Below are 14,530 nucleotides of genomic sequence, written 5' to 3'. Positions count from 1 at the left end.
AGGCAGGTTTTGGTCAGTCCTGTTTGCCCTTGAGCAAATCGCCCAGGTTGGCGAAGGCCTTGAACGTCTCCTTTGGGCCCAGGTCGCTGCCGGGCCTGGCTTCCGCCTGGTACTGATTGTCCGTATAGCGCGAGTGTTCGTTGTCGTGGCAGTACAGGCAAAGCAGCTCCCAGTTAGAGCCGTCCTCCGGATTGTTGTCGTGGTTGTGGTCTTTATGGTGGACGGTCAATTCGCTCAGGCGCTTGCCCGAAAACTCTCGCGCGCAACGCCCACAGACCCAGGGGTACATCTTCAGTGCTTTCTCGCGATAGCCCTGTTCGCGCTGAGCGTAAGGCGTATTCGGTTTGTTTGTGCTCATCGTGTTTGCCTCTACTGAACTCGATCCGGACTAAATCAGCCCGCCAATCCGACGTATACGTTCTGCACGTCGTCATGGGCATCGATGGCGCTAAGGAAGGCTTCGACTTCCTCGAGCTCCGCGTCGGACAGGGTTGTGACCGGATTCTTCGGCCGATAGCCGAGTTGCGCTGCCTGCACGGTAAAACCGTGATCGGGGAGGGCGCGGCAGACCACGTCCATGTCCGTGGCATCGCTGATGAATAGTGTGGCGCCGTCTTCAGCAGCTTCGAAATCCTGTGCGCCGGCTTCGATCGCGGCGAGTTCCGGGTCGGCATCGGCGGCATTCGGCGCCGCTTCGATCATGCCGCAGTGGTCGAAATCCCAGGCGACCGAGCCGGATGCGCCGAGTTGACCCTTGCGGAACAGTACGCGGATCTCAGCCACAGTGCGGTTGACGTTGTCGGTCAGGCACTCGACGATCACCGGCACCTGGTGCGGCGCGAAACCTTCATACGTGGTGCGCTCGTAGTTGACGCTTTCGCCGAGCAGGCCGGCGCCTTTCTTGATCGCTCGTTCCAGCGTTTCGCGTGGCATTGATGCCTTCTTCGCCTGTTCCACTACCAGACGTAAGCGGGGATTCATGTCCGGATCGGCACCGCTGCGGGCCGCGATCATGATTTCCTTCGACAGTTTGCCGAACGTACGTCCCTTGGCGTTGGCTGCCGCTTCCTTATGTTTCGCTTTCCACTGTGCGCCCATGGTTACTCTCGTGTTTGGTACGGGTTGATGGTGTCGACCGATTAGACGCCGATTCTAGCCGTTGCAGCTGAAGCAGGCACGGCCCGCGCGTCACTGCGTCATGCGGCGAGATGCGCGGCGCCTGTTTGCGCAAGTGTCGCGGACTGTATTGCCGAATTGCATGTTCGCTGTATGAGTGCGCCTGCATTGCGCCCAGCTTTAATGAGTCTTTGCTTGCGGAGAATCTGCCATGTCGCCCAAGGACCTGCTGCTGGCCCTGGTCGTGATCATCGTCTGGGGCATGAATTTCGTGGTGATCAAGATCGGTCTGGATGACATCCCGCCGATGCTGCTCGGATCACTGCGCTTTCTGCTGGCGGCGTTCCCGGCTGTGCTCTTTATCAAGCGTCCGCAACTTCCGCTGCGCTGGTTGCTCGCCTATGGCGCGACTATTTCGCTGGGTCAGTTCGCCTTTCTGTTTTCGGCGATGAAGGTCGGCATGCCGGCCGGGTTGGCCTCGCTGGTATTGCAATCCCAAGCGTTCTTCACCTTGTTCTTCGCCGCGCTATTTCTCGGCGAGCGGCTGCGTGCCACCAACCTGGTCGGGCTACTGATCGCCGCCGGCGGTCTGCTGCTGATTGGTCTACAGGGTGATCGCAGCATGACGCTGGCGGGCTTCGTGTTGACCATCTGCGCGGCGTCGATGTGGGCTCTTGGCAATATCGTCACGCGTAAGGTAGGCAAGGTGAACCTGGTCGGTCTGGTGGTCTGGGGCAGCCTGATTCCGCCGATTCCCTTCTTTGTGCTGTCATGGATGCTGGAAGGTCCGCAGGTGATCGAAAGCGCGTTGCGCGGCATCGCCTGGGATTCGATTCTGGTGCTGGTCTACCTGGCGTTCGGTGCGACGATCCTTGGCTACGGTCTGTGGAGCCGGTTGCTGTCGCGCTATCCGGCAAACACCGTGGCACCTTTCTCGCTATTGGTGCCGGTGGTGGGCCTGACCTCCGCCGCGCTGTTGCTCGATGAGCATTTGGGTGTGCTGCAAGCGATCGGTGCGCTGTTGGTGATGCTGGGGCTGATCATTAATGTGGGTGGCGGCTGGCTGCTTGGCCGGGTGCGCATGGCACTGGGTAGTTCGGTGGCCTGAGGGAGCCGGATCGCGCATTCGTGGCCTACTCAGCTCCGGAGGCTGTGGCAGAAATCAGGCCTTGAAGCGGTCGATCAACGCATTAGAACAGCGCTCCCTGATCGCGCTGTCGCCGCCGCGCATCGAGGCGTTGGCGGAATCGTCGGCGATATTCGGTCGCCAATGGCTCCAGTTCGACCAGCCAGGCCAGCTCAGCGTCGCTGGCATCGTCATCGGTGAAGCCGCGCCATATGCGAGCGACACTGGCGGTTGGGCACGAACGCTCAACCAGATGTAACGGGGTACAGATGGCGATCTCACCGGGCTCGATTGTGCGGTACAACCAGCCGATTCTGCCGCTTTGCGCCAGTTGTTTTGCCAGCCCGCGTGCAGCGTGGCGCCGATCAAGATTGGCGCATGGTGAGCGCGGCTGGCTCACTTCGATCAACGCATCACCCCAGCGAAAGCGATCGCCTATGCAAACCTGGCGCTCATCGATACCAGTGGTAGACAGGTTTTCGCCAAAAGCGGCGGAACCGAGTCGTTGCAGGTGCGGATAGGCCTTACGCCAATGGCTATAGTGTTCGGCCGGGTAGTGACAGAGACTGCGATCAGGTCCGCCATGAAAGCGACGATCGGCAACTCGGTCACCGAGCAGCCCATCCATGCCGAGCCAGACCGTTTCCTGCGCCAACTGCTTGCCGATAGCCGACGGTTTTTCAGTATCGGGCAGGCGTAGCAGCTGCTTACTCAGAAAGGGGCCATCAACCGACCATTGCATGTTGTTTTTTCCTGACCCGAATAGAGACTGCGTGACCGTGGCTATTCAGCCTTCGTTTAAGCGCGCTAGCTCACGACGAACCATCGCCGCGTATTCCGGTGGGGTGAGTTGATACAGCTCCGAGGCGACCCAGGCCAGCCAGCGAGCACCCAGTGCCGACCGCTTTTCAAGCAGCCGCCTTGCTTCTGCTGCGGCGCGCTCGGCATGTTGTTGATGAAAATTCGATCGGCTCATGATGGCTTCGCTTCATGCTGGGACGGCCGATTCTAATCGAGAGGGCGCTACGGTAGTGCCCTACGGTCTTGGTAAAGCCGTCATGCCGCGCTAGGCTCCTCAATCCTTTTTGTTAGCGAGTTCGACCCATGCCGGGGCCCGTCAATTTCAAGCACAAGATTTCCCGTCAGCGACCTCATGGCCGTGTCGAGTCGGACCTCCTGGCCTCCGAAGATATGTCGCTGATCATCGATGCGCTTGAGAGCGACCGCGGGCGCATCGTCAATTCAGCTGCCGTGCGCCGCTTGCAGCAGAAAACACAGGTGTTCCCGCTGGAGCGCAATGCGGCAGTGCGCAGCCGCCTGACGCATTCATTGGAAGTGCAACAGACCGGCCGTTTTATCGTCCGGACGCTGTACAAGCAGCTCGGCGACAAGGCCGGTCAGTACGGCCTCGATGGTTTGGAAAGCGCACTGGAAAGTTTGGTGGAAATGGCCTGCCTGATGCACGACATCGGTAATCCCCCCTTTGGACATTTCGGCGAGTTCGCCATCGGCGAGTGGTTCGCACGTAACCTTGAGGCTCTGTTTGACGTCGCGGTTCCGGCTGGGCAGGGCGATGTCGAGCTACGCACGCGCATGCTCGTCGATCTCAAACAGTTCGAAGGCAACGCCCAGGCGATCCGGCTGGTGGTCAGCCTGCTGCGGCTGAACCTGACCTACACCCAGTCCGCCGGCTTGCTCAAATATGTGCGTGCCGCCTATACGCCGAGGCCGCCGCAGGGCTCGCCGGGTGCTTATCTGCATAAGAAGCCGGGCTTTTATCTGTCCGAAGAGCCGTTTGTAGTCGGTATGCAGGCAGCTCTGGATCTTCAACCGGGCACTCGCCATCCGGTCGCCTACATCATGGAAGCGGCAGACGACATCGCCTATTGCCTGGCAGATATCGAAGACTCGGTGGAGAAGGGCATCTTCACCATCGAGCAACTAGCGCGACTGCTGGTCGACAAGTTCGCCGAGCACGGCTCGCCAGACGAGCCGATTGGCGCGACCGGTCGCAGTTTCCGCAACATGGTCACCTATGCCGAGTCGCGTGCGGAAAAAGAGCCGATCAACAAGGTCGGCGAGTTCTTCATCTGGTTGCGGGTGAACATGGTCCATCCGTTGGTGCAGCACGCGGCCCAGCAGTTCATCGAACATATCGAGGCGGTGTATCACGGCACCCTGGACCGTGCTTTGCTGGAAGACGCCAGCTTGCCTAACGCCATCGTGCAGACCTTCAAGGATGTAGCGATGGACCGCGTCTTCTGCCATCGCGAAGTGGAAACCCTGCAGTTGCAGGGATACCGAATTCTTCAAGGTCTGTTGGATACCTATGCACCGCTACTGCGTGTCGCTCCAGCAACGTTCCAGGCCTTGACCGAGGGTGGTTGCCGTCGCGAACCGCATCTGCAAATGCTGGCCCGCCGGCTACCGAGCCAGTTGATCAAGGCCTACCACGAGGCCATGAAAGCTCATTCAGAGGATTCGCCCGATCAGTCGCTGTGGGAGTTCTACTACCGCTGCCGAATGCTGCAGGATTTCGTCAGTGGCATGACCGATCAACTGGCGCAGGACGAATTCCGTACGTTGTCCGCGCTTTAAACGCATTGCGATGCTGCCCCGCTCTGGGGCGCTCGACTTCTCCAGGCTGTAGGCGCTTCCCCCGGCGCCTGTCTCGCCCGCTACCCGGCATACCTTGCGCCAACTTGGGCCGTCTTTCCGCTTCGCTGGTACAGGCCTTGCAACGGCTTGGTGCGTATTTTTCGCTGTTGGCTCTCAAATGGCGCAGCGGAAAAGTCGGTTCCAGGTGGCAGTGGCTATAGATCCTTGAATTTGAAGGTTCAGCAAACCGGAACTCAGCAAATCCTGGCAGCCGGCCGGGGCAGGCAATGGCGAGCAATCAATCAGGCGTGACGCATCATGGTGCGTTTGTCTGGTAATTCTGGCCGTTTTGGTGCGACTCAATGGCGGGAAGCAGTAAATGGAAAATCCAAATAGTGCCGTGGAGGTGCTAATCCATAGCGCCAATTCTTTATTTATCCTGATGGGCGCTGTAATGGTGCTGGCGATGCATGCGGGTTTCGCCTTCCTTGAAGTTGGCACCGTACGCCTGAAGAATCAGGTCAACGCGCTGTCCAAAATCATCGCCGATTTCGCCGTTTCAACGCTGGCGTATTTCTTCATCGGGTATTGGGTCGCCTACGGTGTGACATTCATGCAGCCAGCTGACCAGCTCATCGCTGAAAACGGCTATTCGCTGGTGAAGTTCTTTTTCCTGCTCACCTTTGCCGCGGCGATACCGGCAATCATCTCCGGTGGCATCGCCGAACGCGCGCGTTTCGGCCCGCAGTTGTGCGCGACGCTGCTTATCGTCGCGTTCATTTATCCCTTCTTCGAAGGGCTGATGTGGAACGGCAACTTCGGTCTGCAAGCCTGGCTGGAAGCGACGTTCGGCGCTCCGTTCCATGACTTCGCGGGCTCGGTGGTCGTGCACGGCATGGGTGGCTGGTTGGCGCTCGGGGCGGTCCTTCTGCTGGGGCGGCGCAACGGGCGATATCGTGATGGACGACTGGTGGCGTTCGCGCCGTCGAACATTCCGTTCCTGGCGTTGGGCTCGTGGATCCTGATCGTCGGCTGGTTCGGCTTCAATGTAATGAGTGCACAGACACTTGAGGGTGTCAGCGGACTGGTGGCGATCAATTCACTGATGGCGATGGTGGGCGGGACTGCCGTGGCCTGGTTGGTCGGTCGCAACGACCCAGGCTTCCTGCATAACGGCCCGCTGGCTGGCCTGGTTGCCGTCTGTGCCGGTTCCGATGTGATGCATCCGGTCGGTGCGCTGGCAACCGGCGTGGTGGCAGGGGCCTTGTTCGTCTGGTCGTTCACAGCGGCGCAGAACAAGTGGAAGGTCGATGATGTGCTCGGCGTGTGGCCGCTGCACGGCCTGTGTGGCGTCTGGGGTGGGCTGGCCTGCGGAATCTTCGGTCAGCAGGCCCTGGGTGGGCTGGGTGGAATCAGTATTTTAAGCCAGCTGGTCGGCTCGGTTCTGGGCATATTGGTTGCGTTGCTTGGCGGATTTTTGATCTACGGCGTCCTCAAAGCGACCGTTGGGATACGCCTGAGCCAGGAAGAAGAGTTCAACGGAGCTGACCTGTCCATCCATCGGATTGGTGCGTTGAGCCACGACTGACAAGCAGCCGCAACATGCAGAAATGAAAGCGAGCCTCGGTCGCATCGTGCGTTCGGGTTCGCCGTCGTCGTCTCAGTCTGTCTCGTGCTACCCAGCGCCATAGGCACGCATAAATAAGGCGATGCAGTCCTGTACGTGCTTTTCCGCCTCTTCAGCGCTCGGCAAATCGGCATAGCCGATCAGCAGGCGGAAATGCGCCGCGCCTTTGATCAGTGAGCAGAAGTGTTCAGCGGCACGCATGGGCTCGGGAATCTTCAGCATGTCGCTCTCATCCGCCTGGATGAGTAACTGCTCGAGATCAACCAGCAACCGCTGCGGGCCGGCATCGAAAAACATACGGGACAGCGCCGGGTTCTGTGTCGCCATCGCTACCATGACGCGATGCAGGCCGATGGATTCCGGGCTGTTGACCAGTTCATGGAACGCATGACCGATGTCCAGCAACACCTGCTTGATTGAGCAGCCATCCGCCAACGCGAACAGTTTTCGCGGCAGACGCGTTTCGCAGGTGGCTTTCACCGCGTCGCCGAACAGCGCCTCCTTGTCTTTGAAATGGCTATACAGCGTGAGCTTGGAAACGCCGGCCTCGGCAGCGATGGCCTCCATGCTGCTTCCTTCGTAGCCGTTGCTGAGGAATAGCACTTTGGCGGCGGCCAGTATCGATTCGCGCTTGGCTGGATCCTTTGGACGGCCTGGGCCAGAGGCTGCGGATGGGCTTTCTGTCATATGCGTTTTTAATACTAGACTGGTGAGTACGGTATTTTTACTATACCGGACAGTATAGGTATTAAAGCCCGCTTTGCGACAGAGAGAGATCCACCGTGTTCCGACATGCCCTGCCTTTCCTCGGTGTCATTGGTTTCGCGTTGCTTGCCGGCTGCGGCAATGGCGAGCCCGAGCAACTCTCGGCAAGGCCGGTGATGGTGGTTCAACCGCAACCGGCTAGCGAGGCGGTCGAGAGCTATCCGGGCGAGGTGCATGCGCGTTACGAGCCCGAGCTGGCGTTCCGTATCGGCGGGAAGGTGACCGAGCGCTTGGTCGAGGCTGGAGAGCGGGTGCGCAAGGATCAGCCGTTGGCCAAGCTCGACCCGCAAGACGTGCGGCTGCAACTCGAAGGTATCCGCGCTCAGGTCGCTGCCGCCGAGGCCAACCTGAGGGTCGCCCGCGCCGAACACGAGCGCTACAAGACGCTCATGAATCGGCAACTGGTCAGCCGATCGCAATTCGACGCTTCGGAAAATGCCTTTCGTTCGGCCCAGGCACGCCTGAAACAGGCACGTGCCGAGTTCGACGTCGCGAGCAACCAGGTCGACTACGCGACTCTGCGCGCGACGCGCGACGGGGTGATCGCCAGGCGTCTGGTCGAAGTCGGGCAGGTAGTCGCGGCCGGGCAGACGGCATTCGTTCTAGCCGCCGATGGTGAGCGTGAGGTCGCGATCAATCTCCCCGAGCAAGCGCTGGATCGTTATGCGATCGGCCAGAAAGTTTCGGTGGAAATCTGGTCGCAACCGGGCAAGCAGTACCCCGGCAAAATTCGTGAGCTGTCACCAGCGGCCGACGAGCAGTCGCGTACCTACTCGGCGCGGGTCGCATTCACAGATGCGGCTGTGCCCGCCGAACTCGGTCAGAGCGCATTGGTATCGATCCGCACTAATGGAGACGTGCCCCTGGCTGTCCCGCTTTCGGCTGTTACGGCGGAGCAGGGCAAGGCCTTTGTCTGGCGGATAAAAGACGACGCCACGCTGGAGCGGGTGGCCGTGCGGACCGGGGCCTACGGCGACACGCTGGTGCCGGTACTCGAGGGTCTGCGAGCCGATGACTGGATAGTGCTGGCCGGTGTGCAGATGCTCCACGAGAACCAGTCGGTGAGGGCAGTCGATCGTGATAACCGCCCGGTCGTACTGGCTGCTCAGGAGTAACCGCGATGCGCTTCAATCTTTCCGCCTGGGCGCTGGGCAACCGGCAGATCGTCATTTATCTGATGTTGCTGATGGCCGTTGTGGGGGCGCTGTCGTACAGCAAGCTCGGTCAGAGCGAAGACCCCCCATTTACCTTCAAGGCGATGGTGATCCAGACCCAATGGCCGGGTGCTACCGCTGAGGAAGTCTCCCGGCAGGTTACCGAGCGCATCGAAAAAAAGCTGATGGAGACCGGCGAATACGAGCGCATCGTCTCCTTTTCGCGTCCGGGCGAATCCAACGTGACCTTCATGGCGCGTGACTCGTTGCGCTCCGAACAAATTCCTGACCTCTGGTACCAGATACGCAAAAAGATCGGTGACATCCGCCACACGCTACCGGCCGGGGTGCAAGGTCCGTTCTTCAACGACGAGTTCGGCACCACCTTCGGCAACATCTATGCGCTAACCGGCAAGGGCTTCGACTACGCCGTGCTCAAGGACTACGCCGACCGTATCCAACTGCAGCTGCAGCGTGTGAAGAACGTCGGCAAGGTCGAGCTGATCGGTCTGCAGGACGAGAAGATCTGGATCGAGCTATCCAACGTCAAACTGGCGAACCTGGGTGTGTCGCTAGAAGCAGTACAGCAAGCCTTGGAAGCGCAGAACACGGTGATGTCGGCGGGCTTCGTCGAGACGCCCAGCGACCGTATTCAGTTGCGTGTTACCGGCAGTTTCGAGACGGTGAAGGAAATCCGCGATTTCCCTATCAGAGTTGCTGGCAACACTTTCCGTATTGGCGATGTGGCCGAGGTTTACCGCGGTTTCAACGACCCACCGGCGCCCCGTATGCGCTTCATGGGCGAGCCGGCGATCGGGCTGGCGGTTTCAATGAAAGCCGGTGGCGACATCCTCATGCTCGGCGAAGCGCTGCAAGGCGAATTCGCCAGGTTGCAGCAGGAGCTGCCGGCCGGCATGGAATTGCGCAAGGTGTCCGACCAGCCCGCGGCGGTAAAGACCGGCGTTGGCGAGTTCGTGCGGGTGCTGATCGAGGCGTTGGTGATCGTGCTGCTGGTGAGCTTCTTCTCGCTCGGCGTGCGCACCGGGCTTGTAGTCGCGTTGTCGATTCCGCTGGTGCTGGCGATGACATTCGCGGCCATGCACTACCTGGACATCGGTCTACACAAAATTTCGTTGGGTGCGCTGGTGTTGGCGCTCGGGTTGCTGGTAGACGACGCGATCATCGCCGTGGAGATGATGGCGATCAAGATGGAACAGGGCTTCGATCGGCTCAAGGCGGCGAGTTACGCCTGGACCAGCACGGCCTTCCCGATGCTTACCGGCACCCTGATCACCGCGGCCGGCTTTCTACCGATTGCCACGGCGCAGTCGAGTACTGGTGAATACACCCGTTCGATCTTTCAGGTGGTGACCATCGCGCTGGTTGCCTCGTGGATCGCCGCGGTGATGTTCGTCCCTCTATTGGGCGCGAAGCTGCTGCCGGATCTGGCCAAGCGTTACGCGCAAAAGCACGGCGGTAGCGATGCAGGGCACGATCCCTATTCGACGCCGTTTTATCAGCGGGTGAGGCGGATCATTTACTTCTGCGTGCGTCGGCGCAAAACCGTGATCGTACTGACGCTGTTGCTCTTCGTCGGCGCGATCGGCCTGTTCCGTGTCGTTCCGCAGCAGTTCTTCCCGGCGTCTGGGCGTCTGGAGTTGATGGTCGATCTCAAACTGACCGAAGGCGCTTCGCTCAAGGCCACCGAAGCCGAGGTGCGCCGCCTCGAAGACATGCTTAAGGGTCATGCTGGTATCGATAACTACGTCGCCTATGTCGGTAATGGCTCGCCGCGCTTTTACCTGCCGCTCGACCAACAATTACCCGCTACTAGCTTTGCCCAGATCGTGGTGCTGGCGAAGAGCATCGAGGAACGCGAAGCCCTTCGCAGCTGGCTGATCGAGCGCCTGCGTGAAGATTTCCCGACCTTGCGCGGACGCGTCAGTCGTCTGGAAAACGGTCCGCCGGTAGGCTACCCGGTGCAGTTCCGAGTGACCGGCGAGCATATCGATGTGGTGCGCAAGTTGGCGCGTCAGGTCGCCGCCAAGGTGCGTGAGAATCCCTACGTTGCCAACGTGCATTTGGACTGGCAGGAGCCGAGCAAGGTGGTCTGGCTGAATGTCGATCAGGACCGCGCACGCGCCCTCGGGGTGAGCACGGTCGAGCTGTCGAGTTTCCTCAAGCGTACTTTCACCGGCGCCACTGCCGGCCAGTTTCGTGAGGACAATGAGCTAATCGAGATTCTATTGCGCGGTACCGCACGCGAGCGCGAGACGCTATCGATGCTGCCGAGCCTGGCGATTCCCACCGCCAGCGGTCTCAGCGTGCCGTTGTCGCAAGTCGCCACGCTGGAATATGGCTTCGAGGAAGGCGTGATCTGGCATCGTGATCGCTTGCCGACGGTGACGGTGCGTGCCGATATCTACGGCGATCAGCAGCCGGCCTCGCTGGTGCAGCAGATCCAGCCGACACTGAGCGAGATCCGCGACACGCTGCCCAGCGGTTATCTGCTGGAAGTCGGCGGCACTGTGGAGGACTCCAGTCGCGGGCAGGCTTCGGTGAATGCTGGTATGCCACTGTTCATTATCGTCGTGGTCAGCTTGTTGATGCTGCAGCTCAAGAGCTTCTCCCGCGCGGCGATGGTGTTTCTTACTGCACCGCTGGGGCTGATCGGCGTCACCCTGTTCCTGCTGTTGTTCGGCAAGCCGTTCGGTTTTGTCGCGATGCTCGGCACCATCGCGCTGTCCGGGATGATCATGCGCAACTCAGTGATTCTGGTGGACCAGATCGAGCAGGACATCGGTGCCGGTCATGACCGCTTCAACGCCATCGTCGACGCCACGGTGCGCCGCTTCCGGCCCATCGTGTTGACCGCGTTGGCCTCGGTGTTGGCGATGATTCCGCTGTCACGCAGCGTGTTTTTCGGGCCTATGGCGGTGGCGATCATGGGTGGCTTGATCGTCGCTACCGCGTTGACGCTGCTGTTCCTGCCGGCGCTTTACGCCGCTTGGTTCCGCGTGAAGGAAGAGCGCCCGGCATAAGAGCGCGCTATCCGGCATCACCTCAAATACCGGCGGCCTGCAGCAAGTGGTCGGCCGCCGCCTTGGCCAGAAGCGCCTGATCGGCCGGCCCTTCGATGTGCGCCATGCTCAGCGCACCCTCGATCAGAAACTGCAATTGCCGCGCAAGGTGCTCTGGCTGCGGTGCGTCGAGCGCTTCGAGCAGTTCGCGCAAGTGCGTCTGGAACTCTGCCTTGTAAGTAGCCGAACGCTGATGAATCGGATGATCGCGATCGTGGTATTCGGCCGCGGCGTTGATGAACAGGCAGCCACAGAACGCGCTCGGGTTGTGAATCATGTTGTTCAATCCTTCAAACACACCGAGCAATGCCTTGCGTGGTGGCAGCTTGTCGCGCGCTTCGCGTAAGCGCTCGAGCATCGGCTGCTGACGTGCGTCGAGCACCGCCAGGATCAATTCTTCCTTCGACTTGAAGTGCTTGTACAGCGTCATCTTGGCCACACCGGACTCGCTGAGAATCCGGTCGATGCCCGTGGCGTGGTAACCCTCTGTGTAGAACAGCCGCTCGGCAGTGCTGAGCAGTAGGTCGCGCTTGTTCGTCGTCATGTAGGTCTCCTCGGACGGCCATTATGCGGGAGCGATTCTTTTCCCTCCAATCGCCATCCTCATGAACATTTTGCGCTTGCAGTGTACAGACAGGTCTGTCTACTATCCAGTCGTGCCTTACCAATCCCCATCTTGCGAAGGAGCGACACGATGAAACTTTACGATCTGACCTTGTCCGGTAACTGCTACAAGGCGCGCCTGTTTCTCAGCCTGATCGGCCAGCCGGTTGAGCTGGTGCCGGTGAACCTGCTGCAAGACGAGCACAAGCAACCGCCGTTTCTCGCCATCAATCCGCGCGGACAGGTGCCGGTTCTGGAGGATGGCGATACCCGAGTGGCCGACTCCCAGGCCATTCTCGTCTATCTGGCGCGACGCTACGCCGATGAAGCCTGGTATCCGCAGGACGCGCTTGCTCAGGCGCGCATCGTTGGTTGGCTGAGTTTCGCTGCCAACGAGATGCACCACGGTCCGGCTACGGCTCGGGTAGGGCGCTTGTTCCGCCGTCCGATAGACGAACCCTTGACCGCCAGCCGTGCACTCGCCGCTTTGCAGCTAGTCGAGCAGCAACTCACCGAACATGCCTGGCTGGCCGAGACCGCTGTGCCAACCATCGCCGATCTCGCGGTATACCCCTACGCGGCGCTGGCCGGTGAAGGCGACATCGATCTCGATCCGTACCCGGCAATACGTGCCTGGTGCGCGCGCATCCGTGAGCTGCCGGGCTACATCGGCATGCCTGGCCTGGAATAGGACGGCTTGGAATAGGAGTAACCGCTATGAGCAGCCCCTTCCACGTCGGCGAGCAATTGATTCAGACTCGCGCTGGCGTCCGCGAAAAAGCCGAGCAAATAGGCAGTCGCATGATCCGCCCGTTCATGCCTGAGCAGCATCGGGAATTCTTCGCGCAATTGCCGGCTTTGCTGGTGGCGGCAGTAGACAGCGAAGGGCAGCCTCATGCATCGGTACTTAGCGGCGCGGCTGGTTTCGCCTGGTCGCCGCACCCAGCCCTGCTATGTATCGACGCCAAACCACAGGCCGACGATCCAATCGCATCATTGTTGCATCCGCGCGCTGCGGTCGGTCTGCTCGGGCTCGAGTGGCCAACTCGTCGACGCAACCGCATGAATGGACGAATCGTAGAGAGCGACGAGCGGGGCTTCAGCGTTGCGGTCGCTCAGTCGTTCGGCAATTGCCCGAAGTACATCCAGGCGCGCGATTGGGAGGCAACTCCGCGTCTACCAGGCTTAATGCTCGAAGGCGACGGCCTGGACGAACAATGGTTGGGGCTGGTGCAGACGGCGGACACGCTGTTTATCGCCAGCCAGAGTCCGGACCCGCAGGGTGGCGGGGTGGATATTTCGCATCGTGGCGGACCGGCCGGTTTCATTGAAATCGGCCGGGACGGTCGTTTATGGATGCCGGACTACAGCGGCAATCGGCTGTTCAATACGTTCGGCAATTTGCTGCGCGAGCCGCGCTGTGGGCTGCTGTTTATCGATTTCAGCAGCGGCGATTTGCTGCACCTGCAAGCACGGGCCGAGCTGGTCTGGCCTGAGCAATACGCCGTGTTGGGCGTCATGCCGCCGCCTGGCGCCGAGCGCATGCTCGTTCTGACTCCGGGGCGCTGGACGCTGCGACGTTCACGCCTGCCATTGGCGTTCGCTGCAGCGCAGATCTCGCCGTTTCTTCCCGAGGCAGGAGTGTGAGCCATGCGCAGCCTGAGGATTATTGGCTTGTCATTGACGTTATTGGCCGGAACCCTGAGCGCGGCGGAACTGCGTTTCAGTTTGGTGCGCACCGCCCAGACCACGTCCAGTGGTGAATTCGCCTGGCGTGACGGTGGCTGGGTACAGCCGCCAATCATCAACCACATCGCCGTCTTGATCGAGCATCAGGGCAGTCGGCTGCTATTCGGCACGGGCTTAGGCCGGCAGATCGATGCGCAGCTGGACAGCGCGATTCCCTGGCGGGAAAAGCGCTACGGGGCCGTGCAGCCCGTGCGTGATCAGCTTAATCGCGATGGCATCAGCGTCGACCGGGTCGTGCTGGGGTGTGCCCGTTGGGAATACGCGTCCGGGTTGGCTGACTTCGCCGATCTGCCAGTTCTGGCCAATCCGGAAAGCATTCATTACGCCAGCACCGCAACGCCGCCCGCGGTAATCCCGGCGCAATTCGCCCATGGGGTTAGATGGCAACCACTGCGCTTTGAACGGCGACCTTTTTATGGGTTTGAGGAAAGCCTCGACCTGTTAGGCGACGAACGGCTGGTGCTGGTAAAACTGCCCGGACATGGTGCCTTGGGGCTGTTTCTTACGCTGGATAATGGGCAGCGCTACTTCTTTCGTGGCGATGCTGCCGATAGCGAAAATAGCCCAAAGCCACTGCCTGTGGAGATCTTGCAAATACAGGATGTGCAATTGCAGTCTCAGTTGGGTTTTTACCCGCGCTGGATTGAATAAACACGAGCCTTGATTGCATCGTGTCACTGCTCTGTCAGGCCCGTTTTTGAGCGCCTCCGTT

Annotated in this window: 14 protein-coding genes; 8 read left to right on the top strand and 6 right to left on the bottom strand. The window is 60.3% G+C overall.

All coding sequences use genetic code 11. From position 1 onward, the window contains the following. Window positions 1–13 precede the first annotated feature (13 nt). Together NAV33_RS09080 and NAV33_RS09075 are read right to left on the bottom strand one after the other, a co-directional pair. Window positions 14–358, bottom strand: coding sequence for a YajD family HNH nuclease (locus NAV33_RS09080; RefSeq protein WP_019342425.1), 345 nt, complete (start codon window positions 356–358; stop codon window positions 14–16). Window positions 359–393: 35 nt separating this feature from the next. Beyond that, entirely contained in the window at window positions 394–1,098 is a 705-nt protein-coding gene (locus NAV33_RS09075) for a YebC/PmpR family DNA-binding transcriptional regulator (RefSeq protein ID WP_255979100.1), read from the bottom strand. A 229-nt stretch (window positions 1,099–1,327) separates the two neighbouring features. Here NAV33_RS09075 and NAV33_RS09070 point away from each other — a divergent pair, with 229 nt between their 5' ends. Continuing rightward, window positions 1,328–2,224, top strand: coding sequence for an EamA family transporter (locus tag NAV33_RS09070; RefSeq protein ID WP_255979098.1), 897 nt, complete (start codon window positions 1,328–1,330; stop codon window positions 2,222–2,224). Window positions 2,225–2,306: 82 nt separating this feature from the next. On the opposite strand, the gene NAV33_RS09065 is transcribed toward NAV33_RS09070, so the two are convergent. Continuing rightward, window positions 2,307–2,984, bottom strand: a complete 678-nt coding sequence (locus NAV33_RS09065; protein ID WP_255979096.1) for an MOSC domain-containing protein — start codon at window positions 2,982–2,984, stop codon at window positions 2,307–2,309. A 45-nt stretch (window positions 2,985–3,029) separates the two neighbouring features. Continuing rightward, window positions 3,030–3,218: a hypothetical protein gene (locus NAV33_RS09060; protein ID WP_255979094.1), complete on the bottom strand. Its 189-nt coding sequence runs from the start codon at window positions 3,216–3,218 to the stop codon at window positions 3,030–3,032. Window positions 3,219–3,346: 128 nt separating this feature from the next. On the opposite strand from NAV33_RS09060, the gene dgt reads away from it, so the two are divergent. Both dgt and NAV33_RS09050 read left to right on the top strand, forming a co-directional pair. Beyond that, window positions 3,347–4,840, top strand: a complete 1,494-nt coding sequence (dgt, locus tag NAV33_RS09055; protein WP_255979092.1) for a dGTPase — start codon at window positions 3,347–3,349, stop codon at window positions 4,838–4,840. A 379-nt stretch (window positions 4,841–5,219) separates the two neighbouring features. After that, window positions 5,220–6,428, top strand: coding sequence for an ammonium transporter (locus NAV33_RS09050; RefSeq protein ID WP_255979090.1), 1,209 nt, complete (start codon window positions 5,220–5,222; stop codon window positions 6,426–6,428). Window positions 6,429–6,515: 87 nt separating this feature from the next. Here the strand turns inward: NAV33_RS09050 and NAV33_RS09045 are convergent, their stop codons facing one another. Then, complete coding sequence (locus tag NAV33_RS09045) at window positions 6,516–7,154, bottom strand: TetR/AcrR family transcriptional regulator (RefSeq protein WP_255979088.1); 639 nt, start codon at window positions 7,152–7,154, stop codon at window positions 6,516–6,518. 95 nt (window positions 7,155–7,249) lie between these two features. Here NAV33_RS09045 and NAV33_RS09040 point away from each other — a divergent pair, with 95 nt between their 5' ends. Continuing rightward, window positions 7,250–8,347 (top strand): efflux RND transporter periplasmic adaptor subunit, encoded by a 1,098-nt coding sequence (locus NAV33_RS09040; RefSeq protein ID WP_255979086.1) that lies wholly within the window; start codon window positions 7,250–7,252, stop codon window positions 8,345–8,347. A 5-nt stretch (window positions 8,348–8,352) separates the two neighbouring features. Continuing rightward, window positions 8,353–11,427 (top strand): efflux RND transporter permease subunit, encoded by a 3,075-nt coding sequence (locus NAV33_RS09035; protein WP_255979084.1) that lies wholly within the window; start codon window positions 8,353–8,355, stop codon window positions 11,425–11,427. A 22-nt stretch (window positions 11,428–11,449) separates the two neighbouring features. Here NAV33_RS09035 and NAV33_RS09030 read toward each other — a convergent pair whose 3' ends face one another. Continuing rightward, window positions 11,450–12,010 (bottom strand): TetR/AcrR family transcriptional regulator, encoded by a 561-nt coding sequence (locus tag NAV33_RS09030; RefSeq protein ID WP_255979082.1) that lies wholly within the window; start codon window positions 12,008–12,010, stop codon window positions 11,450–11,452. Between the two features lie 150 nt (window positions 12,011–12,160). On the opposite strand from NAV33_RS09030, the gene NAV33_RS09025 reads away from it, so the two are divergent. From NAV33_RS09025 to NAV33_RS09015, 3 genes are read left to right on the top strand one after another with little or no spacing between them, the layout of a single operon-like run. Continuing rightward, entirely contained in the window at window positions 12,161–12,760 is a 600-nt protein-coding gene (locus NAV33_RS09025) for a glutathione S-transferase family protein (protein ID WP_255979080.1), read from the top strand. 26 nt (window positions 12,761–12,786) lie between these two features. Next, window positions 12,787–13,716, top strand: a complete 930-nt coding sequence (locus NAV33_RS09020) for a pyridoxamine 5'-phosphate oxidase family protein (RefSeq protein WP_255979078.1) — start codon at window positions 12,787–12,789, stop codon at window positions 13,714–13,716. Between the two features lie 3 nt (window positions 13,717–13,719). After that, window positions 13,720–14,469 (top strand): Zn-dependent hydrolase, encoded by a 750-nt coding sequence (locus NAV33_RS09015; RefSeq protein WP_255979076.1) that lies wholly within the window; start codon window positions 13,720–13,722, stop codon window positions 14,467–14,469. Window positions 14,470–14,530 lie beyond the last annotated feature (61 nt).

This window comes from Stutzerimonas stutzeri, assembly GCF_024448715.1.
In the GTDB taxonomy this organism is placed as follows: Bacteria; Pseudomonadota; Gammaproteobacteria; order Pseudomonadales; family Pseudomonadaceae; genus Stutzerimonas; species Stutzerimonas stutzeri_AR.
The sequence above is the reverse complement of the archived record's forward strand: the minus strand, read 5'-3'. Positions and strand labels throughout refer to the sequence as shown.